Annotated in this window: 13 protein-coding genes; 5 read left to right on the forward strand and 8 right to left on the reverse strand. The window is 63.8% G+C overall.

The features are described 5' to 3' along the window. Positions 1-6 precede the first annotated feature (6 nt). From D0T21_RS28780 to D0T21_RS28795, 4 genes are read right to left on the reverse strand one after another with little or no spacing between them, the layout of a single operon-like run. Positions 7-1,734 (reverse strand): ABC transporter ATP-binding protein, encoded by a 1,728-nt coding sequence (locus tag D0T21_RS28780; RefSeq protein WP_116993384.1) that lies wholly within the window; start codon positions 1,732-1,734, stop codon positions 7-9. Next, positions 1,734-2,873, reverse strand: a complete 1,140-nt coding sequence (locus D0T21_RS28785; RefSeq protein WP_116993383.1) for an ABC transporter permease — start codon at positions 2,871-2,873, stop codon at positions 1,734-1,736. Before D0T21_RS28785 ends, D0T21_RS28780 begins: the two co-directional genes overlap by 1 nt. Next, positions 2,870-3,808 carry an ABC transporter permease gene (locus tag D0T21_RS28790; RefSeq protein WP_116993382.1) on the reverse strand — a complete coding sequence of 313 codons (939 nt, stop codon included), beginning with the start codon at positions 3,806-3,808 and terminating at the stop codon, positions 2,870-2,872. The genes D0T21_RS28785 and D0T21_RS28790 overlap by 4 nt, the downstream gene beginning before the upstream one ends. A gap of 2 nt (positions 3,809-3,810) precedes the next feature. Beyond that, complete coding sequence (locus tag D0T21_RS28795) at positions 3,811-5,595, reverse strand: ABC transporter substrate-binding protein (protein ID WP_116993381.1); 1,785 nt, start codon at positions 5,593-5,595, stop codon at positions 3,811-3,813. 509 nt (positions 5,596-6,104) lie between these two features. Between D0T21_RS28795 and D0T21_RS28800 the strand changes: the two genes are divergently transcribed. Both D0T21_RS28800 and D0T21_RS28805 read left to right on the forward strand, forming a co-directional pair. Further along, positions 6,105-8,930 (forward strand): TonB-dependent receptor domain-containing protein, encoded by a 2,826-nt coding sequence (locus D0T21_RS28800; protein WP_229211677.1) that lies wholly within the window; start codon positions 6,105-6,107, stop codon positions 8,928-8,930. A 480-nt stretch (positions 8,931-9,410) separates the two neighbouring features. Further along, positions 9,411-12,050 carry a TonB-dependent receptor gene (locus D0T21_RS28805; protein WP_307720734.1) on the forward strand — a complete coding sequence of 880 codons (2,640 nt, stop codon included), beginning with the start codon at positions 9,411-9,413 and terminating at the stop codon, positions 12,048-12,050. A 106-nt stretch (positions 12,051-12,156) separates the two neighbouring features. Here D0T21_RS28805 and aroG read toward each other — a convergent pair whose 3' ends face one another. The 4 genes from aroG to D0T21_RS28825 all read right to left on the reverse strand — a co-directional run bounded on the left by aroG (position 12,157) and on the right by D0T21_RS28825 (position 20,036). Next, positions 12,157-13,236 carry a 3-deoxy-7-phosphoheptulonate synthase AroG gene (gene aroG / locus D0T21_RS28810; protein ID WP_116993379.1) on the reverse strand — a complete coding sequence of 360 codons (1,080 nt, stop codon included), beginning with the start codon at positions 13,234-13,236 and terminating at the stop codon, positions 12,157-12,159. 268 nt (positions 13,237-13,504) lie between these two features. After that, positions 13,505-14,965 carry a metalloprotease TldD gene (tldD, locus tag D0T21_RS28815; RefSeq protein WP_116993378.1) on the reverse strand — a complete coding sequence of 487 codons (1,461 nt, stop codon included), beginning with the start codon at positions 14,963-14,965 and terminating at the stop codon, positions 13,505-13,507. Positions 14,966-15,018: 53 nt separating this feature from the next. Beyond that, complete coding sequence (locus D0T21_RS28820) at positions 15,019-15,816, reverse strand: carbon-nitrogen hydrolase family protein (RefSeq protein ID WP_116993377.1); 798 nt, start codon at positions 15,814-15,816, stop codon at positions 15,019-15,021. A gap of 23 nt (positions 15,817-15,839) precedes the next feature. Then, positions 15,840-20,036 carry a YhdP family protein gene (locus D0T21_RS28825; protein ID WP_199539645.1) on the reverse strand — a complete coding sequence of 1,399 codons (4,197 nt, stop codon included), beginning with the start codon at positions 20,034-20,036 and terminating at the stop codon, positions 15,840-15,842. Between the two features lie 185 nt (positions 20,037-20,221). Between D0T21_RS28825 and glnE the strand changes: the two genes are divergently transcribed. The 3 genes from glnE (at position 20,222) to D0T21_RS28840 (ending at position 26,662) form a co-directional block, all read left to right on the forward strand. Continuing rightward, complete coding sequence (glnE, locus tag D0T21_RS28830) at positions 20,222-22,969, forward strand: bifunctional [glutamate--ammonia ligase]-adenylyl-L-tyrosine phosphorylase/[glutamate--ammonia-ligase] adenylyltransferase (protein ID WP_116993375.1); 2,748 nt, start codon at positions 20,222-20,224, stop codon at positions 22,967-22,969. Positions 22,970-23,089: 120 nt separating this feature from the next. Continuing rightward, a complete protein-coding gene (locus D0T21_RS28835) occupies positions 23,090-23,551 on the forward strand; it encodes a cache domain-containing protein (RefSeq protein WP_116993374.1) in 462 nt (153 codons plus the stop codon). A gap of 291 nt (positions 23,552-23,842) precedes the next feature. After that, positions 23,843-26,662 (forward strand): TonB-dependent receptor domain-containing protein, encoded by a 2,820-nt coding sequence (locus D0T21_RS28840; protein ID WP_229211685.1) that lies wholly within the window; start codon positions 23,843-23,845, stop codon positions 26,660-26,662. Positions 26,663-26,757 lie beyond the last annotated feature (95 nt).

Genomic DNA, 26,757 nt, shown 5'->3' on the forward strand with positions numbered 1-26,757 from the left:
AATCGCTTAACCGTGCCGCGGGATCGCCGCCAGCAGCGCGCGCGTGTAGGGGTGCGCGGGGTCGCGGTACAACTGGTCCGAATCGGCCATTTCCACCACAGAACCCTGATGCATCACCATCACCTGGTCGGCGATGTACTTCACCACCGACAGGTCGTGCGAGATGAAGATGTAGGACAGGCCGAACTCGTCCTGCAAATCCTGCAACAGGTTCAGCACCTGCGCCTGCACCGACACGTCCAGCGCGGACACCGATTCGTCGCACACCAGAATCTCCGGCTTCATCGTCAGGCAGCGCGCGATGGCGATGCGCTGCCGCTGGCCGCCGGAAAACTCGTGCGGATAGCGCTGGAAGGCAGATGCGGGCAGTCCGACCTTTTCCAATAGCCCATGGGCGATGGCGGTGCGCTCGCGGTCGTCGGCGCCGATGCGGTGGATGCGCATCGGCTCCAGCAGGATCTGCCCCACCGTGAAGCGCGGGTTCAGCGACGCATACGGGTTCTGGAAGATGATCTGAATGCGGCGCTTGTAGGCCTGGAACTCGCGCGCCGGCATCGCCAGCAGGTCGCGGCCGTCGAACATGGCGCTGCCGCCGGTGGCCTGGTGCAGCCGCAGCAAGGTCAGGCCGACGGTGGTCTTGCCAGAACCGGATTCCCCCACGACGCCCAGGGTCTTGCCACGCGCCAGCGTGAACGAGACATCCTTCACGGCCTGGAACTCGCGCTTGCCGAACCAGCCCTCGCGCAGGTAAAAGCTCTTGCTCAGATTGTTCACCACCAGCACCGGCTCGTCGTCCGGACGATAGCCGCGCTGGCGCTCCAGCGGGTGCAGCGGCGTCACGCCCTGCCCTTCGGCGATGTCGCCCCCAGCAAAGCGCTGATGTTCGACGTCGGCCAGGTAATCGGCGATCACCGGCAGATGCCACGGCCGCGCGTCCAGCGAGGGACGGCAGTGCAGCAGCGCCTTGGTGTAGCCATCCTGCGGCTGCTCCAGCACTTGCTGCGCCGGGCCGGCTTCGCGCACCTCGCCGTGGCGCATGACGATCACATGGTCGGCGATCTCCGCCACCAGCCCGAGGTCGTGGGTGATGAACAGCACCGCCATCGCGTGGCGTTTTTGCAGGCGCGCGATCAACTCCATGATCTGCTTCTGGATCGTGACGTCGAGCGCGGTGGTGGGCTCGTCGGCGATCAGCAGCTTGGGTTCGCAGGCGATGGCCATGGCGATCATCACCCGCTGCTGCTGGCCGCCGGACATTTGGCTGGGATAGGCGTCGATCTTGACGGTCGGGTCGGGAATGCCGACTTCGTCCAGCAATTCCAGCGTGCGGCGGCGGGCCTGGGCCGCGCTCATGCCCATGTGCAGGCGCAGCACCTCGACTATCTGCGCGCCGACCGTGAAGACCGGGTTCAGCGACGACATCGGCTCCTGGAAAATCATCGCGATGTCCTTGCCGCACAGCGCGCGGCGTTCGTCGGCGGACAAGGCCAGCAAGTCGCGGCCATCGAAGCGGATGCGGCTGGCGGGATCGATGACGGTGGTATCCGGCGGCAGCAGGCCCATCACGGCGAGCGAGCTGACCGACTTGCCGCTGCCCGATTCACCCACCAGCGCGACGGTGGCGTTGCGCGGCACCTGGAACGATACGCCTTTGACCGCCTCCACCGTGGTGTGGCGGTCGACACGGAAGGCAATGCGCAGGCCGGTGATCTCCAACAAGATGTTATCGCTCATCATTTCACCTTGGGATCGAGGGCATCGCGCAGGGCGTCGGTGAACAGCGAGAAGGCCGTCACCAGCAGCGCCATGGCGATGGCGGCGGCGGTCAGCTGCCACCAGCGGCCGAGTATCAGTTCGTTCTGCGCTTCGTTGAGCATGCTGCCCCACGAGACCACGCCGACCGGCACGCCGAAGCCGAGGAAGCTGAGGATGACCTCGGCCTTGATGAAACCCACCACCAGGATCGACATCTGCACCAGCGCCACGTGGCTGACGTTGGGGAAGATGTGCGTGAACATCTTGCGCCAGTGCGAGGCGCCGATGGCGTCGGCGGCCAGCACGTATTCGCGCGCCTTGTGCTTGATGTACTCGGCGCGGATCAGGCGGTAAGGGCCGGTCCAGCCGGTCAGGCCGAGGATCAGCACGATGGTCAGCACGCCCTTCTGCTGCAGCACGGCGGCCACGGCCAGTATCATCAGCACCGACGGGATGGCGGTGAAGATGCTGTAGAACCAGTTGAACAGATCGTCCACCACGCCGCCGAAGTAGCCGGACAAGGCGCCGAACAGCGTGCCCAGGCTGACCGCCAGCAAGGCCGCCACCAGCCCGACCACGATCGACGTCTCGCCGCCCTTGATGGTTTTCTTGATGATGTCATGCCCCCATTTGTCGCCGCCGAACGGCAGGGTCGCCAGACGGCCAGCGCCAGCAGGGCCTGCGGCGGCATCACCCGTGCGTGCGCGCCCGCGCAGCTGCGCGAGATCGTCGGCCAGCGGATCGGCCACGCCGTACATGTCGGGTGCTCCTGCGCCCGCCCTCCCTGCGCCATCGCCCTCGCCTCCCGCCGCCAGCTGCGCGCGCAGTGCGCGGATGTCATCGGCCAGCGGATCGAAGGGATTGTCCGGCAAGGCTTGCGCGGCCTGGACCGGCGCGGCGGGCGCCGTCTGCGTCGCGCCGACAAAGCCGGGCGGCGCATAATTGACGCCGACCTCTTGCTCCCAATCGGCCACGATCAGCCCGCTAGCGGACAGCGCCAGCATCAACAGGAAGGCCGCCACCACGGCCAGCGACACCATGGCCACGCGGTCCGCGCGCAGGCGCAGCCAGGCCAGGCGCCACAGTCCGGGCGAGACGTTGTGCACGACGGCCGTCATGTCAGCTGCACCCGCGGATCGACCGCCTGGTACATCAGGTCCGTCAGCAGGTTGAACAACATGGTGGCCGCCGCCACGTAGACCGTGATCGCCTTGATCACCGGGAAGTCGCTGCGCTCGACCGCCAGGATCACCTCGCGCCCGATGCCGGGAATGCCGAAGAAGCGCTCCAGCAGGAAGGCGCCGATCAGCAGCGCCGGCAGGTTGGCCATCACATGCGTGATGATGGGGATGGCCGCGTTGCGCAGCACATGCACCCACATCACGCGGCGTTCGCTCAGGCCCTTGGCGCGCGCGGTGCGCACATAGTCCTGGCCCACCTCGTCCAGCACGAAGCTGCGGTACAGCCGCAAGGTCGGCGCGATCGACACCGCCAGCCCGATCAGGATGGGCAAGGTGGCGTAGCGCAGCAGATTCTCCCAGAAGCTCTCACCCCAGCCCTGCACCGGGAACAAGCCCAGCTTGTAAGCCAGCCCGTACTGGAACACGATGATGTACACCAGAATGCTGATCGACATGCCGACGGTGCAGGCGATCATCACCGCGCGGTCGGTCAGCGAGCCGCGCACGAAGGCCACCGTCAACGCCAGCGCGATGCCCAGCAAGGTCTCCAGCAAGGTCAGCGGCAGCAGCACCGTCAGCGACGGCCCCAGCCGCGTGGCGATGATGTGGGACACCGGCTCGCCGGTCGCCCAGCTCAGGCCGAAATCGAAGGTGGCGATCTGCTTGATGAAGATCCACAGCTGCACGTAGGACGGCTCATCGACGCCGAGCTGGTGGCGGATGTTGGCGATACTCTCGGCGTTGGCCATCTTGCCGGCCAGGATGAAGGCCGGATCGCCGCCCACCCAGTTGAACAGCACGAACACCAGCAGCACCACGCCCAGCATGGTCGGCAGCATCTGCCACAGGCGGCGCACAATATATGCAAACATTCCTAATCCTTGCGCTCGATATCGATGTACTTCCATTCCTGATGCAGGATGGGATGCTTCTTATACCCCAGCACGCCCGGTTGCGCCAGCATGCTGCGGTAGCGCGAATAGGCCGGCATGGCCGCCGCCTGCACTTCCAGCAGCCGCGCCATCTTGCGGTACAGTGCGTCGCGTTGCGGTCCCGGCGGCATGCGGTGGCTGGCTTCGTACCACTGGTCGAACTGGGCGTCCTGGTAGCAGCCGTTGTTGTTCTGGTTGATGTTCTTGCCGTAGAACAGCTGCATGAAATTATCGCCGTCCGGGTAGTCGACCATCCACTGGTAGGTGCGGGTTTGCAGCTTGCACAGCAGCTCGGCCTGCTGGATGTCGCTGAAGATCATGCGCTGGTTTTCCATGCGGATGCCGAGCCGGTTGTAGGTCTTGCGCCACAGCTCGGCCATCAGCACGCCGGCCGCCTCGTTGCGCGAGGTGTAGTGGATCAGCATCGGCTTGCCATCCGGCAGGGTGCGCCAGCCGTCCGCGCCCTTCTTGTAGCCGTAGCGGTCCAGCAGCTGGTTGGCCAGCACCGGATCGTAGCGCAGCAAGCCCTGGTAATCGGGATCGTGACCAGCCACGCCGGGCGGGATCGGGAATTCCAGCCGCCGCGCCTCGCTGTTGAGCACCAGGCGGATTTCCTCGTCGACGTCGTGCGCCATCGCGATCGCGCGCCGCAGGGCGATCTTCTCCTTGCTGAAGCCGCCCACCACCGGGTCGCGCATATTCCAGTAGTAATAGGTCAGCACCGGATCGACGATGCGCGACAGCTGGATGCCGCGCGCCGCCAGCTCCGGCCGCAGCTTGCCGTCGACCAGGCCCTTGGGCGAGAGCGGACCGTCCAGCCAGAACAGGTCGGCCTCGCCGCTGGTGAAGGATAGCCAGCGCGACTGGTCCTCCAGCTGGATGCTGATCTCGATGCGGCCGATCTGCGGGATCTTCTTGCCCTTCATCTGGCGCACGATGCGCTCGTCGTCGGCGCGGTCCTCGGCGCTGGGTTCGAAGTCCCAGACTTCGGCGAGGTGGCCGGGGTTCTCTTCGAGCACGATGCGGCTGCCGCGTATCCACTGCCCCAGACGGTAGACGCCGGTGCCGACCGGATGGCCGGCCACCTCGCCCTTGCTGTCGCCGTATTTCTCCACCACTTCGCGCGCCACCGCCGCCATCGGTTCATAGGCCAGGATCATGCCCAAGCTGAAGTCGGTATGCGTCAGGTGGATGCGCAGCGTGTAGCGGTCGACCTGCTCGAAGCCGGGCACCGGCGCGTCGTAGTCGAAATGGCCGCTCTTTTTGGCCTGCTCGGCCAGCGCGTCCAGCCCCACGACCTTGCCTTCCAGCAGCCAGCTGTTCGGCGAGGCCAGCTTCGGGTCGAACAGCCGCTTCCACGAGTAGACGTAATCGGCCACAGTCAGCTCGCGCGGCTTGCCGCCGAAAGCCGGGTCGGGCGTGAAATGGACGCCCGGCTTCAGGCGGATCAGATAGCTGCGGCCGTCGGCCGACACTTCCGGCAAGGCCGCCGCCGTCTCCGGCGCCAGCTTGACCGGTCGCGCGAGGTAATCGTAGGTGTACAGGGTCTCGAAGATCGCTTCGGTGATGTGGCCGGTATAGAGATCCCGTCCCAGCGCCGGATCGAAGCTCGCTTCGGCGGCCGGCAAGATGTAGCGCAGGGTCTTGGGCGGCGTCGGCCCGGCCGCCGGCGCGGCCAGGCACCAGGTTGCGGCTGCCACCGCGGCGGCGAATTTAATGCACTGCATACGCTTCCTCAAGCCGCTGGTAAGTGGCGAAACAATACAACAAATCTTCCGTAGCTGAAATGGCGGCCCGATAGCTATTAACTAACAACCATTGCCCGCAGGCCGGCGCTTGTCGCATAAATGTAACGTTGCATTTCAGAATGAACATAGGTTCATGGAGTTGCGATGCACCAACTTGTTGCACGCGCCCGACGGACCCGCAAGATATTCGCTTCTTTTTTGATAGTGACGCAATGTTTCGCGCCTTTTTTTTGCCGCACGCACCAAATTAGAGCGTTTTTCAGGGCATTTTTGGAACACTGTTGTTATCAAGTAAAGAATAACCTTTAGCTATCGATTTGAAAGTTTGTCCGTTGACAGCAAATGTCGCCGGGTGATCTGATGACCAAATGAAAAGAACGTTAGTGTTTTTTTCGAACGGCGAACTATCGCCGATAAAAAAAATAAATCACACCCGTGTGTTTCATCGTTTTAAATTGGGAGCAAAAATAATGATGGTTGAAACTGTATTGTCCCGTTCTGTACGCCTGATCTGCGCCAGTGGCCTGGCGATCGGCATGCAAGCGGCTGTTGCTCAGACCGCGCCGGACGCACCGATCCAGCGCGTAGAGATCACCGGCTCCAGCATCAAGCGCATCACCGCCGAAGGCGCGCTGCCGGTCCAGACCCTGTCCAAGCTTCAGATCGAGCAGAGCGGCGCCAGCAGCGTGGCCGACCTGATCGCGACGCTGCCTTCGATGCAAGGCTTCACCACTTCCTCGATGTCGGTCAACGGCGGCGGCGGTGGTATCCAGACCGCGTCGATCCACGCCATCGGCGAAGGCTACACCCTGGTGCTGTTGAACGGCCGCCGCCTGGCGCCAGCCACCTCCGGCTCCACCGTCAACCTGGCCAGCATCCCACTGGCAGCGGTCGAGCGCGTCGAGATCCTGACCGACGGCGCCAACACGCTGTACGGTTCGGACGCGATTGCCGGCGTGGTCAACTTCATCCTGAAGAAGAACCAGACCGACCTGATCGTCGAAGGCACCTTCAACTCGCCTAAGAGCAGCGGTGGACAGAGCTCCAACGTGTCGGTCTCCAAAGGCTGGGGCGACATGGACAAGGACGGCTTCAACATCCTGGTCTCGGCCGCCCACGACGAAAGCCGCGCGCTGTACGCCAAGGACCGCGACTTCTCCAAGAGCGGCGTGATCCCGTTCATGGACAACGGCAAGCAATACAATCTGTACCAGCTGAGCTCGAACTCGATTCCGGGCAACGCCACCGTCAAGTACAAGAACGCCGCCGGCACCGCCACCAGCAAATCGTTCGGTCCTAACTTCCTGGAAACCGGCAAGTGCAACGGCCCCAACCTGTTCAACGTCGGCAACCGCTGCCTGTTCGACTACGCCGCCACCGTGCAGGACACGCCTGGCCTGAAACGCGACTCCCTGTTCGGCTCGCTGAACTACAAGATCAACAACGACACCACCTTCTTCGCTGAAGCGCTGGGTTCGTCGTTCAGCAACACCGCCCAGTACGCTCCGCCGGCACAGCCGCTGGGCATCCCGGTCGGCAGCGCGCTGTACAAGAAATCCATCCAGCCTTACCTGGCCCGCCTGGGCATCGACCCGGCATCGGTCACCAGCGTGGCGATGAACCTGCGCCTGGTGGACGCCGGCGGCCGCGCCGACGAATACAAGACCGACGCGCGCCACCTGGCCTTCGGCGTCGACGGCTCGTTCAAGGGCTTCGACTACCGCGCCGCCTTCACCCACTCGGAAAACACCCAGAAGGACACGGCTGCCGGTGGTTACATGAGCCTGAACGCCTTCGACGCGCTGGTCAGCTCCGGCCAGTTCGATCCGTTCGCACCGTCCGGCACCTCGCAAGGCGTGCTGGCTCCGGCCGTACTGCACAACGTGCTGAGCGAAACCAAGTCGAAGATCGACGTGTTCCAGGTCAGCGGTTCGAGCGAGCTGTTCGCCATGCCAGCCGGCATGGCCCAGCTGGCGGTCGGCGCCGACTACACCAAGCAGCACTACACGGAAGCGCCGGACGCTTACTCGCAAGGCCAGAACCAGCAGCAGCCTAACTTCACCGACGCCATCGTCGGCGGCGGCGCCGGCGCCCTGCCGATCGACGCCACCCGCAAGAACTGGGGCACGTATGCCGAGTTGCTGCTGCCGGTCATGAAAAACATGGATCTGACCGCATCGACCCGCTACGATGATTTCAGCGCCGTCACCAACGACAAGAACTTCGACACCGCAGGCAATCTGATTGCTCCGGGCAAGCAGGGCGAAAGCGCCAGCAAAGCCACCTACAAGCTGGCGCTGCGCTGGAATCCGGTCGAGTCGCTGCTGATCCGCGGTTCCTACGGCACCGGCTTCAAGGCGCCGACGCTGACCAACATCGTCAAGCCGCTGGTCAACGGTGGTTCGTCGCAGTTCCACGCCTGCCCGATCACCTCGCCTACCGATCCGCGCTTCCCGCTGTGCAACCCAGGTTCGTCGGAATACAATCTGCTGACCGGTGGTAACGGCGCAACCGGCGCCGGCTCGCTGAAGCCAGAGGAATCCAAGCAGTTCACCGCCGGCTTCCGCCTGGAACCGATGCCTAGCCTGTCGATCGGTTTCGACCTGTGGGACGTCAAGCTGACCAACCAGATCCAGACCCTGTCGGAAGACACCGTGTTCGGCAGTCCTAAGCTCTATGACAGCCTGCTGCGCACCTACTTCGACCCGATCCAGAAGCAAAACGTGCTGGCGGCCGCGCTGACCCCGTTCAACCTGGCTTCCTCGCACTTCCAGGGTATCGACTGGGATCACACCTACAAGACCGCCACCCCGTTCGGCAAGCTGAACGTGCAGTGGACCGGTACCTTCATGACCAAGGCGGAACAGGAAACCCCTGAAAGCGGCGTCGAGAAGAACATCGGCCGCTTCAACTCCTACTCGGACGTGACCTTCCGCTGGATCTCGAAGCTGACCGCCTCGCTGCGCGTCAACGACCGTTACACCCACGCGCTGACGGCCAACTACCACTCGGGCTACACCGACCAGGTGTACACCGAGGACGACAGCGTGGTCAACGTGCTGAACGCCGACGGCACCCAGGGCGCCACCGTGCCGTTCAAGCGCCAGGTATCGTCGTACACCACCTTCGACTGGCAGAGCAAGATTGCGTTCAGCAAGAAGTTCACGCTGACCGCCGGTATCAAGAACCTGTTTGATATCGCCCCGCCGTTCACCATCCGCAACGCCGGTGGCGGCAACCAGGCCGGCTACGATGGCCGTTACGCCGACGCGCTGGGCCGCCAGTTCTATCTGGTGGGTTCCTACAAGTTCTAAGCCCCCGGCCATCGGCTGAAAGCTGATGACCTTGCAGCCCCGTCTTTTTCGGAAGACGGGGCTTTTTGCATGAAAGCTGGCTTCGACTGTCGCATTAATGTAACGTCCAGTATCCGGGCTAACCCGTACTTCCTTCCCCTCCCTGCGCACCAGCGTGTTGCACGCCCGCGACGCCACCGCAATACAATCCCTTCTTTTTAACATTCAAACAATGTTTTATGTACTGAGAAGCGTTCCGCACCAAATTAGAACGTTTTACTGCCCAAATTTAATGCGGCACTCATCCATTCCAAAACACCGCAACTTTGTTCATTCATAAACGTTTGCTCGTTGACAGTAAAGACGCGCAGATGCTCTGATGAAGAGGCAAGGAACATCTGGTTCTTTGCATAAGACCTAAAAGACAGTACTTACTTGGTGTTCATTGTTTTCAAATGGGAGAGAGAAATAATGATGGTTGAAACAGTATTGGCGCGATCCGTGCGTCTGGTGTGTGCCGGCGGACTGCTGGGCCTGGGCCTGATCGCTACACTGGCGCAAGCCCAAACCACCGACCAGCCTATGCAGCGCGTCGAAGTGACGGGTTCGTCGATCAAGCGCCTGGTCTCGGAAACGGCCAACCCGCTGACCGTGTTCAAGTCGGACGACTTCGTCAAGCAAGGCTTGACCACGGCCCAGGAAGTGCTGGACCGCATCCCGTCGAACAGCTCCAGCTTCAGCTCCGGCAACGTGGTCGGCGGCAACAGCAGCGGCCTGCCTACCGGCGGCCAGGCCAGCGCCGACTTGCGCGGCCTGGGCGGCGACAAAACCCTGGTGCTGCTGAACGGCCGCCGCATCGCCAACCACCCGTATGACGGCGCCAGCGTCGACCTGAACATCATTCCGGTGTCGGCCCTGGAACGCGTCGAAGTGCTGCGCGACGGCGCCTCGGCGATCTACGGTACCGACGCCATCGGCGGCGTGATCAACTTCATCACCAAGCGCTCGGTCAAGACCACCACCATCACGGCCGAAGCGGTCGCGCCACGCAAGGTCGGCGCCGACGAGCACCGCCTGAACCTGTCGACCGGCTACGGCGACCTGGACGCCGACGGCTTCAACGTGTTCGGCGTGTTCGACTACCACAAGCTCGACATCCTGACCTCGCAGCAGCGCGACTTCTCCAAGACCGGCGTGATCCCTGAGCGCGGCTTGAACCTGACCTCGGGCACCACCTATCCGGGCAACTACTTCGATCCGACCTCGGGCGCCACCGGCAACCCCGGCTTCGCCAAGGGCTGCGATGCGCCGCTGTCGGTGCCGCGCGCCAGCAACGGCACCTGCCGCGAAGACTACACCCGCCTGATCGACGATCTGCCGGCGCAAAAGCAGACCGCCTTCTTCGGCAAGGCCACCTTCAAGATCAACAACAACCACCAGGCCTCGATCGAGTACCTGCACGCGGAAAACGATGTGGTGTCGCACACCGCGCCGCCGCCGCAGACCGGCCTGATCCTGCCGAAGTCGAGCAAATACTATCCGGGCAATTCGGGCGGCGTGCCGGCCATGCCTGGCCTGTCGGGCGACCCGCTGTCGGTCAACTGGCGTCCGACCGAAGCCGGTCAGCGCACCATCAATTCCAAGGGCGCGGCTGACCGCCTGAGCATCGCCGCCGAAGGCCTGTACAAGGACTGGGACTACAAGGCCGGCTTCACGCTGTCCGAAAGCCGCTCGGCCGAATACTTCACCGGCGGCTATGTGCGCGACGACAGTTTCGCCGCCGGCGTCACCAACGGCATCCTGAACCCGTTCGGCCTGCAGGACGCGGCCGGCAAGACCTACCTCGACAGCACCGCGCTGCGCGGCCAGGTCCAGAACGGCAAGACCCGCAACACCAGCATCGACGCCAAGGCCAGCCGCGAGCTGATGGACATGGCGGGCGGCAAGATGGCGGTGGCCGTGGGCGCCGAACTGCGCCGCGAAGAGGCGGACTTCTTCGTCAACCGCGACATCGCCGGCCAGGCCGCCAGCTCCGGCCTGTCGGGTTCGCAGTCGACCGCAGGCGACCGCACCATCAAGGCCATCTTCGGCGAGCTCAACATGCCGCTGATCAAGGACCTGGAAGTGCAGTTCGCCGCCCGTTACGACAACTACAGCGACGTCGGCAGCACCACCAACCCGAAACTGGGCGTGCGCTACCAGCCGACCAAGCAAGTGCTGCTGCGCGGTTCGGCCTCGACCGGCTTCCGCGCACCGACGCTGTTCGAGAAAAATGCGCCGCGTTCGAAGAACGATACCAACAACTCGTACAACGATCCTATCCTGTGCCCGGGCGGCGTGCTGTCGACCAACCCGATCGCCAACCCGCTGCGCGATTGCGACCTGCAACAGTTCAAGCTGCAAGGCGGCAATCCTAACCTGAGCCCGGAAAAATCCAAGACCTTCGCGATGGGCATCGTGCTCGAGCCGATTCCGCAAGCGACCCTGGCCCTGGACTACTGGAACATCAAGCTCAAGGACAAGATCAACGCGCTGCCGGAAGAAGCCATCTACGGCGACTACGCCAAGTACCAGGCGCGCTTCCTGCGCAATCCGGACGGCTCGCCGTACGCGATCCTGGACTTGAAGGAAAACCTGGGCAAGGTCAACACCGACGGCGTCGACATGAGCCTGACGCTGCGTTCGAACCCTAGCGCCTACGGCAACTTCACGCTGACCGTGGACGGCACCTATGTCCACAAGTATGAGTACCAGGACGAGCGCGACGGTCCATTCATCCAGAACGTCGGCCGCTACGCCGCCAACAATCCGGTGTTCCGCTGGAAGCACAACGCCGCGCTGAACTGGCGCCTGGGCACCTGGAGCGCGACGCTGGCGCAATCGTACAAGTCCGGCTACAAAGACCAGAACCTGGACATCGCGCCGCAGTACGTGAACTCGGTACCGTCGTACTCGCTGTGGAACTTGTCGGGCACCTACACCGGCTTCAAGGGCGTCAGCCTGACCGCCGGCGTGAAGAACTTGCTGGACAAGGAACCGCCGTTCTCGAACCAGGGTACGCTGTTCCAGAAGGGCTACGATCCACGCTACACGGATCCGGTCGGCCGCGCACTGTACGCCCGCGCCAGCTACACCTTCTAAGTTAGTTTAAGCAGCAAGCCCCAGTGGCGATGCCCCGGCCCCGGCCGGCGCATCGCCACTTTCTTTTGGGCGCTTGGAACTTGAGTGTAGCGGCGCTACGGTTTTGTTACTTGGACGCGGCCTCTGCCGCCTGGGTGGCGAGACGGCGCTGGCGCACGGCGGCGGCCAGGCCGTGCAGTACTTGCACGCTACTGTCCCAGTCGATGCAGCCGTCGGTGACGGACTGGCCGTAGGTCAGCTCCTTGCCCGGCACCAGATCCTGGCGGCCCGCCACCAGATGCGATTCGACCATCACGCCGACGATGCGGTTGTCGCCGCCCGCCACCTGGCGGCCGATGTCGGCGCACACCGGCACCTGGTTTTCCGGCTTCTTCGAGCTGTTGGCGTGCGAAGCGTCGATCATCAGGCGCGCCGCCAGGCCCTGGGCCGCGATCGCCTTGCAGGCTTCGTCGACGCTGGCGGCGTCGTAGTTCGGCGCCTTGCCGCCGCGCAGGATGATGTGGCAGTCCTCATTGCCGTTGGTGGACACGATGGCCGAGTGGCCGCCCTTGGTCACCGACAGGAAATGGTGCGGCTGCGACGCCGCCTTGATCGCTTCGACCGCGATCTTGACGTTGCCGTCGGTGCCGTTCTTGAAGCCGACCGGGCACGACAGGCCGGAAGCCAGCTCGCGGTGCACCTGCGATTCGGTGGTGCGGGCGCCGATCGCGCCCCAGCTGATCAGGTCGGCGATGTATTGCGGGCTGATCACGTCCAGGTATTCGGTGCCGGCAGGCAGGCCCAGCTCGTTGATGTCGCGCAGCAGTTCGCGCGCCATGCGCAGGCCGTCGTTGATGCGGAAGCTGCTGTCCATGTACGGGTCGTTGATCATGCCCTTCCAGCCGACCGTGGTGCGCGGTTTTTCGAAGTAGACGCGCATGACGATTTCCAGGTCGCCCGCCAGTTCGCGGCGCAGCACCACCAGGCGGCGCGCGTATTCCATCGCCGCCTTGGGATCGTGGATCGAACACGGGCCGACCACCACCATCAGGCGGTCGTCCTGGCCGTGCAGGATGCGGTGCAGCGCGATGCGGGCGTCGGCCGCGGTCTGCTCGGCGTTTTCGGTGCAGGCGAATTCGCGGATCAGATGGGACGGCGGTGTCAATTCCTTCATTTCGCGGATGCGCAAATCATCGGTACGGGGCATGCTGTTCTCCAGGTAATGAATCTAAAAGTCAGGGTAAAAAAAAACCGCCTCGGGAGGCGGTTTTTTAGGAATTTGCAGGAACTCGTCTTTGCTTCTACGTGCACCGGCCGCTACTCCACCGCCTCGAGGTTGGAATCGCTAAAGTAAAAGTAGGTGGTAAAGAAGAAGCGGGTCATGATGGTGTTCCGAAAGTATTGGAATGACTATAACGCTATTGCCGACGGCTTGGCAAGTAGTTTATGGCTATAAGCTAATGCCGCCCCGCGCCTTACGCCGTGCCGCCGACGGTCACGCCGTCGATGCGCAGCGTCGGCTGGCCGACGCCCACCGGCACGCTCTGGCCTTCCTTGCCGCACACGCCCACGCCCGGATCCAGGCGCATGTCGTTGCCAATCATGGAGACGCGGTTCAGCACTTCCGGACCGTTGCCGATCAGGGTGGCGCCCTTGACCGGGTAGGTCACCTTGCCGTCCTCGATCATGTAGGCCTCGCTGGCCGAGAACACGAACTTGCCGTTGGTGATGTCGACCTGGCCGCCGCCGAAGTTGACCGCGTACAGGCCGTTCTTGACCGAGGCCAGAATCTCCGCCGGGTCCTTGTCGCCGCCCAGCATATAGGTGTTGGTCATGCGCGGCATCGGCAGGTGGGCGAACGATTCGCGGCGGGCGTTGCCGGTCACTGGCATCTTCATCAGGCGCGCGTTCATGGTGTCCTGGATGTAGCCTTTCAGGATGCCGTCCTCGATCAGCGTGGTGCACTGGGTCGGGTTGCCTTCATCGTCGATGTTGAGCGAGCCGCGGCGGTCGGCCAGCGTGCCGTCGTCCACCACCGTCACGCCCTTGGCGGCGACGCGCTCGCCGATCATGCCGGAGAAGGTCGACGAACCCTTGCGGTTGAAGTCGCCCTCGAGGCCGTGGCCGATCGCTTCGTGCAGCAGGATGCCGGGCCAGCCCGGTCCCAGCACGACGGTCATCGGACCGGCCGGCGCCGGACGCGCGTCCAGGTTGACCACCGCCGATTTGACGGCGTCGGCCGCGTATTCTTCCAGCAGGGCGTCGCTGAAGTAGCCGTAGTCGTAGCGGCCACCGCCGCCGGACGAACCCATCTCGCGGCGGCCGTTCTGCTCGACGATCACCGTCAGCGACACGCGCACCAGCGGGCGGATGTCGGCCGCCAGCACGCCGTCGCTGCGCACTACCAGCACCACGTCGTATTCGCCGGCCAGGCTGGCCATCACCTGCACCACGCGCGGATCCTTGGCGCGCGCCATCTTCTCGATGCGCTCCAGCAGCTTGACCTTGGCGGTCGCGTCCAGCGAAGCCAGCGGATCGTTGGGCAGGTACAGCGAGCGGCCGCCGGTCGGCGTCATCGCACTGGCCACCTTGATCTTGCCGGCGCCGGCGCGAGCGATGGTGCGCGTGGCCGAGGCCGCATCCATCAGGGCCGCTTCCGAGATATCGTCCGAGTAGGCGAAGGCGGTCTTGTCGCCCGACACGGCACGCACGCCGACGCCCTGGTCGATCGAGAAACTGCCGGTCTTGACGATGCCCTCTTCCAGGCTCCAGCCTTCGTTCTTGGTGAACTGGAAATACAGGTCGGCGTAGTCGACCTTGTGGGTGAACATCGAGCCCAGCGTTTTGAGCAGCTTGGCTTCGTCCAGCCCGAACGGCGTCAGCAGGATGTCGCGCGCCACGGCAAGGGTGGACAGATTCGGTTCAAATGGCTTCATGATGGTGTCTTTTAAGAATGTGGTGCAATTGTAGCGGAGTTCACATGCGCCGTTTACATCGTTCTGTGCTTGAGCGCCGGCAGGCTCTGGCGCACGCTGTCCATGAACATCAGGTCGATGTCGCCGTGGACCACGCCCTCGCCCTCGGCCAGCACGGCCTTGACCGCGCCCCACGGGTCGATCAGCATGCTGTGGCCCCAGGTGCGGCGGCCGTTCGGATGGTTGCCGCCTTGGGCCGCCGCCAGCACATAGCACTGGTTTTCGATGGCGCGCGCGCGCAGCAGGATTTCCCAGTGCGCATGGCCGGTGGTGTAGGTGAACGCGGCCGGCACGACGATCAGCGACACCGGCCCCATGGCGCGGTACAGCTCGGGGAAGCGCAGGTCGTAGCAGACCGACATGCCGACCTTACCGAACGGCGCCTCGAACACGCCGACATGTTGGCCCGGCACGATGGTCTTCGATTCGTTGTACGACTCGGTGCCCTTGGTGAAGCCGAACAGGTGGATCTTGTCGTAGCGGCCCACGTGCTCGCCCTGCGGGTTGTAGACCAGCGTGGTGTTGATGACTTTTTCCGGATCGTCGGACGCCAGCGGCAAGGTGCCGCCGATCAGCCAGATCTCCAGCTCGCGCGCCAGCGCGGACATGAAGTCCTGGATCGGTCCCTGGCCCAGCGGCTCGGCGACCGCGACCTTGTCGCTGTCCTGCAAACCCATGATGGCCCAGTATTCCGGCAGCAGCACCAGCGTGGCGCCGGCCTCGGCGGCCTGCTTGACCAGGCGGCGCGCGGTGGCGATATTTTCCGTCACGGACGGCGAGGAAATCATTTGTACTGCGGCGACTGTATTCATGGCTGTCCCGTTCAACGAGTTGATCACTGCGCGCCCTTGGCAGGCGGTTCCACTTTGGAGGCATCGAGCTTGGTCACCACCGGCGCCTTCCACGGCCCGGTGACCTGCATATGATAGGTCAAGGCCTTCATCACCGGCGCGCTGAGGAACAGCTGCGCCAGGAAACTGCCCAGGCCGATCACAGGATTGACGGCCAGCGCGTACACCAGCGGCGCCGTGCCCAGATTCACTTCCGGTATCACCACCACATGCAGGTTGGTGGTTTCGTTGGCGATGTCGGCGCTGCCGTCCATCAGCACGGTGGCGGCGACGCCGTGCATTTTCAAGTTGTCGGTCTTGGCGATGCCGTGGTTGATGGCGGCGTTGGCGGTGATGCCGTCGAAGGCCAGCCCTTCCGAAAACACATCGTGGAAATCCAGCTTGAGCAGGCGCGGCAAGGCTTGCAGGCTGAGCACGCCGAGCAGCTTGGCGGCGCCCGGATCCTGCTTCAGGAACTGGCCTTTTTCCACGTTCAGCTTGATGTCGCCGGACAGGCTGGGCAGGTCCAGCGAATACGGCAAGCCCTTCCAGGCGATGTCGCCGTTGAGCGTGCCCTTGCCGTTGCGCAGCGTGCCGGCGAAGCCGAAGCGGTCCAGCAGCTTGCCGGCGTCGGCGATGTCGAGATTGAAGTTCAGGCTGGTGGTGTGGGCGCCGTCCTTGGTGACCCATTTGCCGGTGCCCTTGAGCTCGCCATCCGGGTTGGCCAGCGACAGCTTGCCGATGCGCCATTCGCGCGCGTTCGGCAACTGCGCATTGCTCGCCTGCAGTTCCAGCCGGCCCAGCTGCTTGTTGAACAGGTCGAAGCGCTCGACCACCACGTCCAGCGCCGGGATGGTGGCGGCCGCGCTCTTGCCGTCCAGCAGATCCTGCACATCCTTAGACGCCGATTCCTGGATCACCAGCGACGACAGGCGCGCCGTCACCTTGCCCAGGCCCTGGCCGGTGGACGGCTCGCTCCAGGTCACATAGCCGTTGGCCTGGCTGGAATCGACGCTGGCCTGCCACACCGATTTCTGGCGGCTGACGCCAACCACCACGTTCTCCAGTTTGCGGTCGCCGATCACCAGTTCGCTGGCGCGCGCGGCGATGGTGTCGGGCATCACATATTGGGCCACATCGGTGGCGTCCGCCGCCGACGGTGCTGCGGACGGCTCGGCCTTGCCGGCGATCTCGCTGCCGAAGTCCAGCCAGTTGTCGACGTTCAGCGCGCGCAGACTGATGTTGAAGGACATGCCGCTGTCCGGCTCCGGCGCCGGCGCGTTGACGCCGATGCCGCCGCGCACCAACTTCCACGGCGTCTTGCCGATTTTCTGGCGCTGGTAGCGCGCGTTGATATTGCTGCCGAGGGCGATGCGCATGTCGTCATGCACGGCGCCGGCGGCGTCCGGCGTCAGCGCGCTGCTGAGCACGAAGCGCACCGGCAGCGCATCCGGCGCGGCCTTCCTGACCGGCGCCGGCAGTTCGATGCCGAGGCCGTTCAGCGTGGAGTCCACCGCCACCACCACCTGGTGATCGCGCGCCGTGATCGTGCCGGTGTAGCGCGTGCCGCCCGAGAAGTGGCTGGCCAGGCGCTGCATGGCCGGCATCGGATAGGTCTTGCGGAAGCCGTCGGCCGTCATCGCGCCGGCCAGCTTGACGACGATGGCGTTGTCCTTCTGGCTGCCGCCGGTGATGCTGACCGGTCCGCCGAGGAAGTTGCCCGACAACTGGTTCAGGTTGACGCCGTGCTCGTTGAACTCGATCTTGCCCTGCGACGCCTGCACCGGCGGCAAGTCGTTCATCAGCGTGATGTCGTTGCTGGCCAGTTGCAGCGCGCCCTGCACCTTGGCGTCGATCAGGTGCGACAGCGGCAGGCGCAGGCTCAGCGCCAGCTTGGCGTTGCCGCTGGCCTGGGTTTCGTCGGTGAAGTGCGAGATCCATTCCAGCACCGGGCTGACGCTCATGTACTTGAGGAATTCCTGCATGGGCCCGGCGGCGTTGCCGTCGATTTCCAGCATCGCATCGTGGATCATCAAATCGGGGATCACCGCCTTCACGCCGGACAGCGCGACGCCGGCGGTGGTGGCGGTGTCGCCGCGGATTTCCATGCGGGCGCGGTCGAACACGAAGCTGCCCTTGATGTGCTCGGCCTGCGGCCACAGCGGCAGCGGCTTGCCATCCTTGCCCAGCTCCCTGCCGTCGTGCAGGAAGTGACTAGGCGAATAATTGAGCTTGCCCTCGCTCAGCTTGCCGGCCACGCGGAATTCGCCGCGCGCCTTGTCGGCGCCGCTGTCGCCATGGAAGGGGAAGTGCGCCAGGTCGCCGCGCAGGCGCAGCGTGACGTCGCTGGCGACGCCGCCCTCGAGCGCGCCGGTCAGCCAGGCGCGCAGGTCGTGCGGGGTCTGCATCGGCAGGTAGTTGTCGATGCGGTTCAGCTGGAAGCCGTTCAGCGTGCCGGTCAGGTCGACATTGCCGGCGCCCTTGCCGGCCAGCGGCATCTTGTGCGAGCCTTGCAGCGTGCCGCTCAGGCCGTTTTGCAGGAAGTCCATGCTGTCGATCTGGAACAGCAGCTGATTGTCCGGTTCGAACGACCAGCGCGCCTTCAGGTTCAGGTGGTCGAACGGCATCGACGGTTCGCTGAAGTAGTCCGGCATCTGCAGCACCAGCTGGGTCGAGGCCAGGCTGAAGCTGCCGCCCTTTTCGGTGGCGTCGATGGCGCCGGTCAGGTTGTCGAAGCCGGGGATGGCGGGCAAGGCGGCGCTGGCCGGCGACTTGGCGGTCCTGGCCTGCGCCAGGCGCGGCGGCTGCGGCTTCAGGCCCAGTCCCACCAGGTCGCCCTTGACGCGGTAGGACTGCAAGGCCGGATACGCGCCCTGCCATTCGGCGGAAAAATTTTGCAGCAGGCCGCGCGGCGCAAAATCGGCCAGCAGCTTGCGCTGGTGCTCGCTCAGCGGCAGGCGCTCGGCCAGGCCGGCCATGGTTTGCAGGTCCAGCTGGCGGGCGCGGATTTCATAGCGCTCCGGCTTGGCGCCGCTGGCGACGGTGTAGTGTTCGGACAGCGAGGTCGGCGCCATCAGCAGGCCGTCGCTGGTGGTCAAGGTCAGGTTGGTCAGCTCGACGCTGTGGCCCAGCGCGCCGAAGCGCGGGCGCACGGCGCCCTTCTTGACCAGCGGCGCGGTGGCGGACAGCTCTTCGCGGGCGGCGATGCGGCCGCTGAGCTGGCGCAGGTCCAGCAGCGGCAGTTCCTTGCCGAGCACGGCGGAAACGTCGCGCAGGCCGACGTCGGCGGTGAAGCCGGTCACGCGCGACTGGTCGATGCCGACCCAGGCGCGCAGCGAACCGCCGCCGCTGTTGAGCTCGAACGGGAAGTCCAGCCAGGGCTTCCAGGCCAGCAGGTCGGTGCCGCGCACGTCGGCGTACAGCTCGCCCTTCCACATCGACAGGTTGGACACGCGCGCGCCGAAGGCCGGATGGCTGAAGTCGGCGCGCACGTCGAGCGGTGCGGCCAGCGTGGCCGGCGGCGTCGCCTTCAGCGCCAGCTGGTGATGCAGCCACTGGTTGCGCAGCAGGATGTTGACGCCATCCAGCGCCAGCGGCGGCGCGCTGCGCTGCAGGTCGGTCCATTGCAGGCGGCCTTCGCGGATGACAATCTCGCGCTGCGCCAGCAGCCAGTCGGCGCCGCGGCCGTCGCTGGGCTTGTGCGGGTCGATGTAGATGCCAGCCACCAGCAGGCGGCCGTCGGCTTCGCGCCGCACGTCGAGCTCGGGGCGCACCAGTTCCAGCGATTCGAAGCGCACGGCGCCGGCCAGCACGCTCCACCACGACAAGGTGGCCGACACGCTCGGCAGCATCAGCGCCGGCTGGCCCTGCTGGTCGTGCAGCACCACGTCGCCCAGGAACAGGTTGGGACGCAGGCCGGTCCAGGAAGCGTAGATGCGGGAAATGGTGACGCGGTTGCCGACCGCGCCGCTGGCCAGGCGCTCGATATCGCCCTTGTAGTGGTCGATATTCGGCAGCACCACGTAACGCAGCGTCAGGAACAGGATGGCGAAGGCGAAATACAGCAGCAGGAACAGCTTCAGCGTGAAGCCCAGCACATGATGGCTGGCCAGGTTACAGATGCGATAGGCGGCACGCAGCCGGTGCCAGCGCGCAGCCAAAGGGCCCTCGCCTGTCACAGTCTCCTCTTCTGGTTTTTGCATCAATAAGCTAATAAATCAGGCCATGCGTCAAATAAATCGCTAAACTCGGTTTCAAGCTTTTATGCCTGCGCAGCAATTCTACCGCAAGCCCTGCGCCAACCAGCGCCGCTTAGGGCGGGTCCGCGCCGGTTTTACATGCTTTACATGCTGTTACCGACTAACTTGTTTGAGGAAACACGTTGCCAATGATTGCACCAAACGCGTCACGTTTTTACCAGCGCTGGCTGGCCGCCGCTCCCGACCGCGCCGCCAAGGCTGATGATTTAGCGCAATTATCGCTTGCCCAGATTAATCTTGCTGATTATTTAGCAAAAGAAGCCGCCAACGTGCCCCCGGGCGCCCCGCCGCTGCCCTTGCCGCGCGCCATGCGCCGGCTGCGCAACCTGCTGGTATGCGTGCTGATCCGCCGCGACCTCGAAGGCAAGGCCAACCTGGCCGAGGTGGTGGAAGCCATGACCCGCTTCGCCGATTTCGCCATCCAGCAGCATATGCACGAGGTTTACGCGGAAATGACGGCGGCGCACGGCACGCCGATCGGCCGCGATTCCGGCCTGCCGCAGGAGCTGATCGTGCTCGGCATGGGCAAGCAAGGCGGCGGCGAACTGAATGTATCGTCCGATATCGACCTGATCTTCGTCTATCCGGAGGATGGCGACACCGTCGCCGGGCCGGGCCAGCGCAGCCTGTCCAACCACGAGTTCTTCATCCGGCTGGGCAAGAAGCTGATCGCGGCTTTATCGGAGATAACGGAAGATGGCTACACATTCCGGGTCGATATGGCCTTGCGGCCGAACGGCGGCTCGGGCCCGCTGGCCGCCAGCCTGAGCATGGTGGAGCAATACCTGATCGTCCAGGGCCGCGAGTGGGAGCGCTACGCCTGGGTCAAGGCGCGCGCCGTGACCGGCCGCGCCGAGGACATCGCCGCGCTGGACGCCATCGTGCGGCCGTTCGTGTTCCGCCGCTACCTGGATTTCGGCGTGATCGACGCCATCCGCAATATGCACGCGCAGATCCGCGCCGAGGTCAACCGCCAGGAGCGGCTGCACCCGGACCGCAGCAACAACGTCAAGCTGGGCCGGGGCGGGATCCGCGAGATCGAGTTCCTGGCGCAGGTGTTCCAGCTGATACGGGGTGGGCGCGACGCCGCCCTGCGCGACCGCTCGACCCGCACCACGCTGCGCATCATCGCCGAGAAAGGCCTGCTAAGTCACGCCATCGTCTACCAACTGCTGGCTTCCTACACCTTCCTGCGCAATCTGGAGCATCGCCTGCAATACCTGGACGACGCCCAGACCCACACCCTGCCGGCCAACGACGCCGACCGCCTGCTGGTGGCGCAGATGATGGGCTTGCCCGACACCGCCACCCTGCTGACCCAGATCGAAGCCCACCGCCAGTTCGTCGCCGGCCAGTTCGATGAAATGTTCTCGGACAAGACCAGCGGCAGCGACAACGACATCAATCCGCAATCCAGCAACGAGTGCGCCGATCCCGACAACCGCGAAGCCATGGTGTCGCGCTTCACCGCCCTGGGTTTCGACGATCCCGAGGGCGCGGCCAAGCGCCTGATCGCGACCTGGCAGGCGCCGCGCCTGCAATCGCTGCCGGAAGCCAGCCGCAACCGCCTGCTGGGGCTGGTCAACGCGGCGCTGCCGCTGATCGTGCAATGCTCGCTGGAATCGAGCGGCGGCAACCAGCAGGCCACGCTGGGCCGGCTGCTGGATTTCCTGGAGGCGATCGCGCGCCGCTCGGCCTATCTGTCGCTGCTGACCGAGTATCCGCACACGCTGGCGCGGGTGATCCGCATGGTGCACGCCAGCGGCTGGGCCGCGCAATTCCTCAGCCAGCACCCCATCCTGCTCGACGAGCTGCTGGACGACCGCGTCCGCAACGCCGTGTTCGACCCGGTGGCGCTGGCGGCCGACCTGGAAATACAGCTGGCCTCGGCGCCCGGTGATACCGAACGGCAGATGGATATCCTGCGCGAAATCCACCACGCCCAGCTGTTCCACCTGCTGGCGCAGGACCTGGCTGGCGACCTGACGGTGGAAAAGCTGGCCGACCACCTGTCGGCGCTGGCCGACACCATCGTCGCCGCCGCCATCAAGGCGATCTGGCAGATGGTGGCCACGCGCCACCGCGAGGTGCCGCAGTTCGCGGTGATCGCCTACGGCAAGCTGGGCGGCAAGGAGCTGGGCTATGTGTCCGACCTGGACGTGATCTTCCTGTACGACGACAGCGACCAGGAAGCGCCGGCCCAGTACGCCAAGCTGGCGCAGCGTTTTATTACCTGGATGACATCGCACACCTCGGCCGGCATCCTGTTCGACATCGATACCGCGCTGCGGCCGGACGGCGCCAGCGGCATGCTGGTGTCGAGCGTGTCGGCGTTCGAGAAATACCAGAGCAGCTCGGCCTGGGTATGGGAGCACCAGGCGCTGACCCGCGCCCGCTTCTGCGCCGGCGACGCCACGATCGGCCTGCGCTTCGACGAAATCCGCGAGGCGGTGCTGCGCAAGGAGCGTCCGGCCGACGGTCCGCTGAAGCAGGAAGTCATTGCAATGCGGAAACGCATGGTCGACGCCAAGCCGAATCACAGCGAGTTGTTCGACCTGAAACAGGATCCGGGCGGCATGATCGACATCGAGTTCATCGTCCAGTTCCTGGTCTTGCAACACGCGGCGGCCTACCCGCAGCTGACCGCCAACTACGGCAACATTGCACTTTTGAAAATGTGCGGCGAGCTGGGTTTGATCGACGCCGGACTGGCGGCGCGGGTCGGCGACGCCTATCGCCAGTTGCGCAAGTTACAACACCAACTGCGCCTGCAAGGCCAGGACCTGGCGCGCGTCGATCCGCAATTGGTGGCCACCCACGCGACCCAGGTCACGGAATTATGGCGCACTATATTCGAAGACAATGTTGCCAAGTAACAACGAAGCTTTTGTTAAATTGCTGCTGTTGTGATTTAAACTCGTCAACTACAGTAATATTGAAAACCACAACATCAGAGCGCCCCGCGCCATCGCCGTTTTATTCAAAGGAGAAATGATATGAGAGCATTAATCGGTGCCGCAGCGTTAAGCTTAAGCATGTTTGCAATGTCATCGACCGCTGTGGCCGCCGACAAGGGAACGCCTGACGAAGCGGTCGCCATGGTAAAGAAAGCGGTTGCCCTGATTAAATCCGATGGCAAGGAAAAAGCTTTCGCCGCGATTTCCGATCCGGCCAATACGACTTTCCATGACCGCGACCTGTATATTTATGTGTACGATTTAAATGGCATCGCTTTGGCCCATGGTAATAATCCTAAAATGGTCGGCAAACCTTTGATTACCCTCAAGGATAATGAAGGAAAACCGATGATTAAAGAAATGGTCGACCTCGCCAAATCCAAGGGCAAGGGCTGGGTGGATTTCAAATGGCCGAATCCGGTCACCAAGGCGGTGGAAGCCAAATCCGGCTATATCGAAAAGGTCGACGAGATGTTGGTCGGTTCCGGCATCTACAAATAAAAGCAGTAGCGCGACGCAACAACCGGGACGATGTCCCGGTTTTTTTTCGCCTTCATTCTGGGATTATGCCAAAAATTGGCGCGTAAACGCCAGAAACGAGCTTACGGTCGGGGGAACTCTTCGGCAGCCTAGTCAGTCTATAAGCGGTGGCATTCCAAAATAACCGCGACACATCCTAGGAGCCGGATAATGAATAATGAAACCACGATCTCCCGCGCCATTCGCCTGCTGTGCATAGTCGGCCCGGCATTAGGCGCGCAAACCGCAATGAGCCAGGAAACTGCCGAACCCATGCAAAAGGTGCTGATAACCGGTTCCCGCATCGCTTCGCCGGCGGCGGAATCACCCTCGCCATTGCAGATATTAAACTCGGTGGATATAGCCGCGTCCGGCGCCACTAATCTGCAGGATTTATTGCAGAAAAATCCGACAATGGGCACGCCGACCATCAGCCGCGCCAATTCCAATTTCCAGACATCGAGCGCCGGCGTTTCCACGGTTAATTTAAGAAACCTCGGCGATTCACGCACGCTGGTATTAGTTAACGGACGGCGTTTTGTTTCCGGCGTGCCCGGAGATACTGCGGTCGACCTCAACACTATTCCCACGGATTTTATCGACCGGGTGGAATTATTAACCGGTGGCACCTCCGCCACTTATGGCTCGGATGCCGTCGCCGGCGTGATCAATATTATTCTGAAGAAAAACTTTAACGGCGTGCTATTCGACGCGCAAACCGGCCGCAGCAACGAAGGCGACGACTTCAAAAAGAAACTGGCATTGACTTTCGGCACCACCAGCGCCGACGGCGCCAGCAATGTCATGGGCCATTTCGGCTACTCGAAACAGGGCGCGGTGTACTCGCGCGACCGTCCGGCCTCGGCCGTCGACCAGACCTCGGCCATCACCCAGGGCCACCCGGAACTGGCCTTCGTGGTCAAGCGGCCCAACTTTTCCGGCTACGCGCCGCAGGGCCATTTCTTCGGCGACAGCGAAGATTTCACCTATGATAAAAACAACAACATTACCCCGTGGAATCAAAATGGCGCGGCCGGCAGCGGCGCCGGCGCCACTGGTTTCAACCGTTCGGCCTACCGCCTGATCGCCGTGCCGACCGAGCGCTACCTGTTCGCCACCAACAGCAACTGGGCGTTCAACGACCAGCACAGCGCGTTTTTCGAGGGCACCTACGCCTCGTCCAAGGTCGATACCAATATCGAACCCTTCGCCCTGGGCTCGGACCAGGTGTACAAGCCCAGCGGCCAGGTGCCGGCCGCCTCCCTGGTCAACGGCGTGCTGGTCAAGAACCCGCTGGTGCCGCAGTACTTATATGACCGCATCAGCGATACCGACGGCGACGGCGTGCCGGATTACTTCTTCACCCGCAGGCTGTCCGAGTTCGGCCCGCGCCATTCGACGGTGGATCGCGACACTTTCCGCCTGGCGACCGGCCTGAAGGGCACGGTGCACGACTGGAGCTATGAAGCTTACCTGGCCTACGGCAAGACCAAGGAGGCGCAGAACTCCACCGGCCAGGTCAATGTGATGAGCTTGCGCAATGCGCTGGAGGCGATCCCCGGCCCGGACGGCGCGCCGGTGTGCCGCGACGTGCATGCGGTGGCCGAGGGTTGTGTTCCGATCAACATCTTCGGCTACAACAGCATCACCCCGGCCGCGCTCAAATACGTGACCGCGCCCGGCTCGCTGGAAACCGCGATCACGCAGAAGCTGGTGGGCGGCTCGGTCACCGGCGAGGTGCCCGGCCTGGCCGCCGGCCGCATCGGCATCGCCGCCGGCTTCGAGTGGCGCAGCGAGGATTCCAGCGCGATTCCCGACCCGCTGACCCAGTCCGGCCTGAATGCCGGCAACGCCCTGCCCCCCACCTTCGGCAACTTCCTGGTGCGCGAAGTGTTTGTCGAAACCAGGGTGCCGCTGCTCAAGGACCGGCCGTTCGCCCGCGAGCTGAGCTTCCTCGGCACGGTACGCCACGGCGATTATTCCACCGTCGGCAGCACCTACAGCTGGAACGCCGGCCTGGAATGGGGCGTCAGCTCCGACTTCAAGCTGCGCGGCACGCGCGCGCAATCGACGCGGGCGCCCAATATCAACGAACTGTTCCAGGCGCCCAGCCAGGACTTCCCCACCGGACTGGTCGACCCCTGCGAGGGCGTGGCGTCTTCCGGGACCAGCGCGCTGGCCGTCAATTGCCGCAATGCGCCGGGAGTTGCCGCCAATATGGCGGCACATGGCGGCATATTCACGTTAAATCAGGCCGACCAGCAGGGCATCAGCGGCTACAACAGCGGCAACCCCAAGCTCAAGGCGGAAAAAGGCCGCTCCACCACGATAGGCCTGGTGGTGACGCCGCGCTCGGTGCCGATGTTGCGTCGCTTCACCTTTACGCTGGACTATTTCACCATCAAGATCGCCGACGCCATCGTCAGCACCGACCGCCAATATGCGCTGGATCAATGCTATAACCAGAACAACCAGGCGTTTTGCAGCTTCATCACGCGCCGTCCCGCCGCCGTGGGCAACCTGAGTTCCGGCTCCATTCAATATAGCAACATCGCCTCCACCAACAGCGGCGGCTTCGGCACCGAGGGCGTCGATGTCACGGCCTCGTGGTCGGACAAGGTCGGCCCCGGCAACCTGAGCGCCCGCCTGGCCTGGACCTGGCTGCGCCAGCTGTGGCAGAAAGCGACGCCGGAGGCGGAGAAGAACAGCGATGTCGGCGAGATCACGGCGGCCAACACCAATGCGCCGCGCAACCGGGCCGGCCTCAACCTCGCCTACAAATGGGGGCCGGCCGGCGTCAACTGGACTGCCACCTACACCGGCCCGGTGTCGCTGGACGACCAGTTCCTGAAGAGCTTGAGCATCGCGCCGGGCTCGGTGGGCGTGGGTTCGCGCACCTACAACGATTTCCAGTTCACCTATGACGTGAAGAAATACCTGCAGCTGTACCTGGGCATCGACAACGCGTTCAACGCCAAGGCGCCGCCCGTCATCAGCGGCCTGCCCGGCAACCAGACCGGCACCGAAACCGATACCTCGACCTACGACGCGATCGGCCGGCGCTACTATCTGGGCCTGCGCATCACCTTGTAGCGTAAAAAGAACAGCAACGTTGGTTTTTTGATTATTTTGTCATTTTTTGTTTACAAAAATACCATTCGCCAAATACATTAGCAAATCGGAAAAAA

It is taken from the genome of Duganella sp. BJB476 (assembly GCF_003416895.1).
In the GTDB taxonomy this organism is placed as follows: Bacteria; Pseudomonadota; Gammaproteobacteria; order Burkholderiales; family Burkholderiaceae_D; genus Rugamonas.

Excerpts from the sequence above, each read along its gene's own strand:
- D0T21_RS28840 (WP_229211685.1), top strand. The coding sequence starts at position 23,843 with ATGCAAAAGGTGCTGATAACCGGTTCCCGCATCGCTTCGCCGGCGGCG.
- D0T21_RS28780 (WP_116993384.1), bottom strand. The coding sequence starts at position 1,734 with ATGAGCGATAACATCTTGTTGGAGATCACCGGCCTGCGCATTGCCTTC.
- tldD (WP_116993378.1), bottom strand. The coding sequence starts at position 14,965 with ATGAAGCCATTTGAACCGAATCTGTCCACCCTTGCCGTGGCGCGCGAC.
- D0T21_RS28820 (WP_116993377.1), bottom strand. The coding sequence starts at position 15,816 with ATGAATACAGTCGCCGCAGTACAAATGATTTCCTCGCCGTCCGTGACG.
- D0T21_RS28790 (WP_116993382.1), bottom strand. The coding sequence starts at position 3,808 with ATGTTTGCATATATTGTGCGCCGCCTGTGGCAGATGCTGCCGACCATG.
- D0T21_RS28795 (WP_116993381.1), bottom strand. The coding sequence starts at position 5,595 with ATGCAGTGCATTAAATTCGCCGCCGCGGTGGCAGCCGCAACCTGGTGC.
- glnE (WP_116993375.1), top strand. The coding sequence starts at position 20,222 with ATGATTGCACCAAACGCGTCACGTTTTTACCAGCGCTGGCTGGCCGCC.
- D0T21_RS28835 (WP_116993374.1), top strand. The coding sequence starts at position 23,090 with ATGAGAGCATTAATCGGTGCCGCAGCGTTAAGCTTAAGCATGTTTGCA.
- aroG (WP_116993379.1), bottom strand. The coding sequence starts at position 13,236 with ATGCCCCGTACCGATGATTTGCGCATCCGCGAAATGAAGGAATTGACA.
- D0T21_RS28785 (WP_116993383.1), bottom strand. The coding sequence starts at position 2,873 with ATGACGGCCGTCGTGCACAACGTCTCGCCCGGACTGTGGCGCCTGGCC.
- D0T21_RS28825 (WP_199539645.1), bottom strand. The coding sequence starts at position 20,036 with ATGCAAAAACCAGAAGAGGAGACTGTGACAGGCGAGGGCCCTTTGGCT.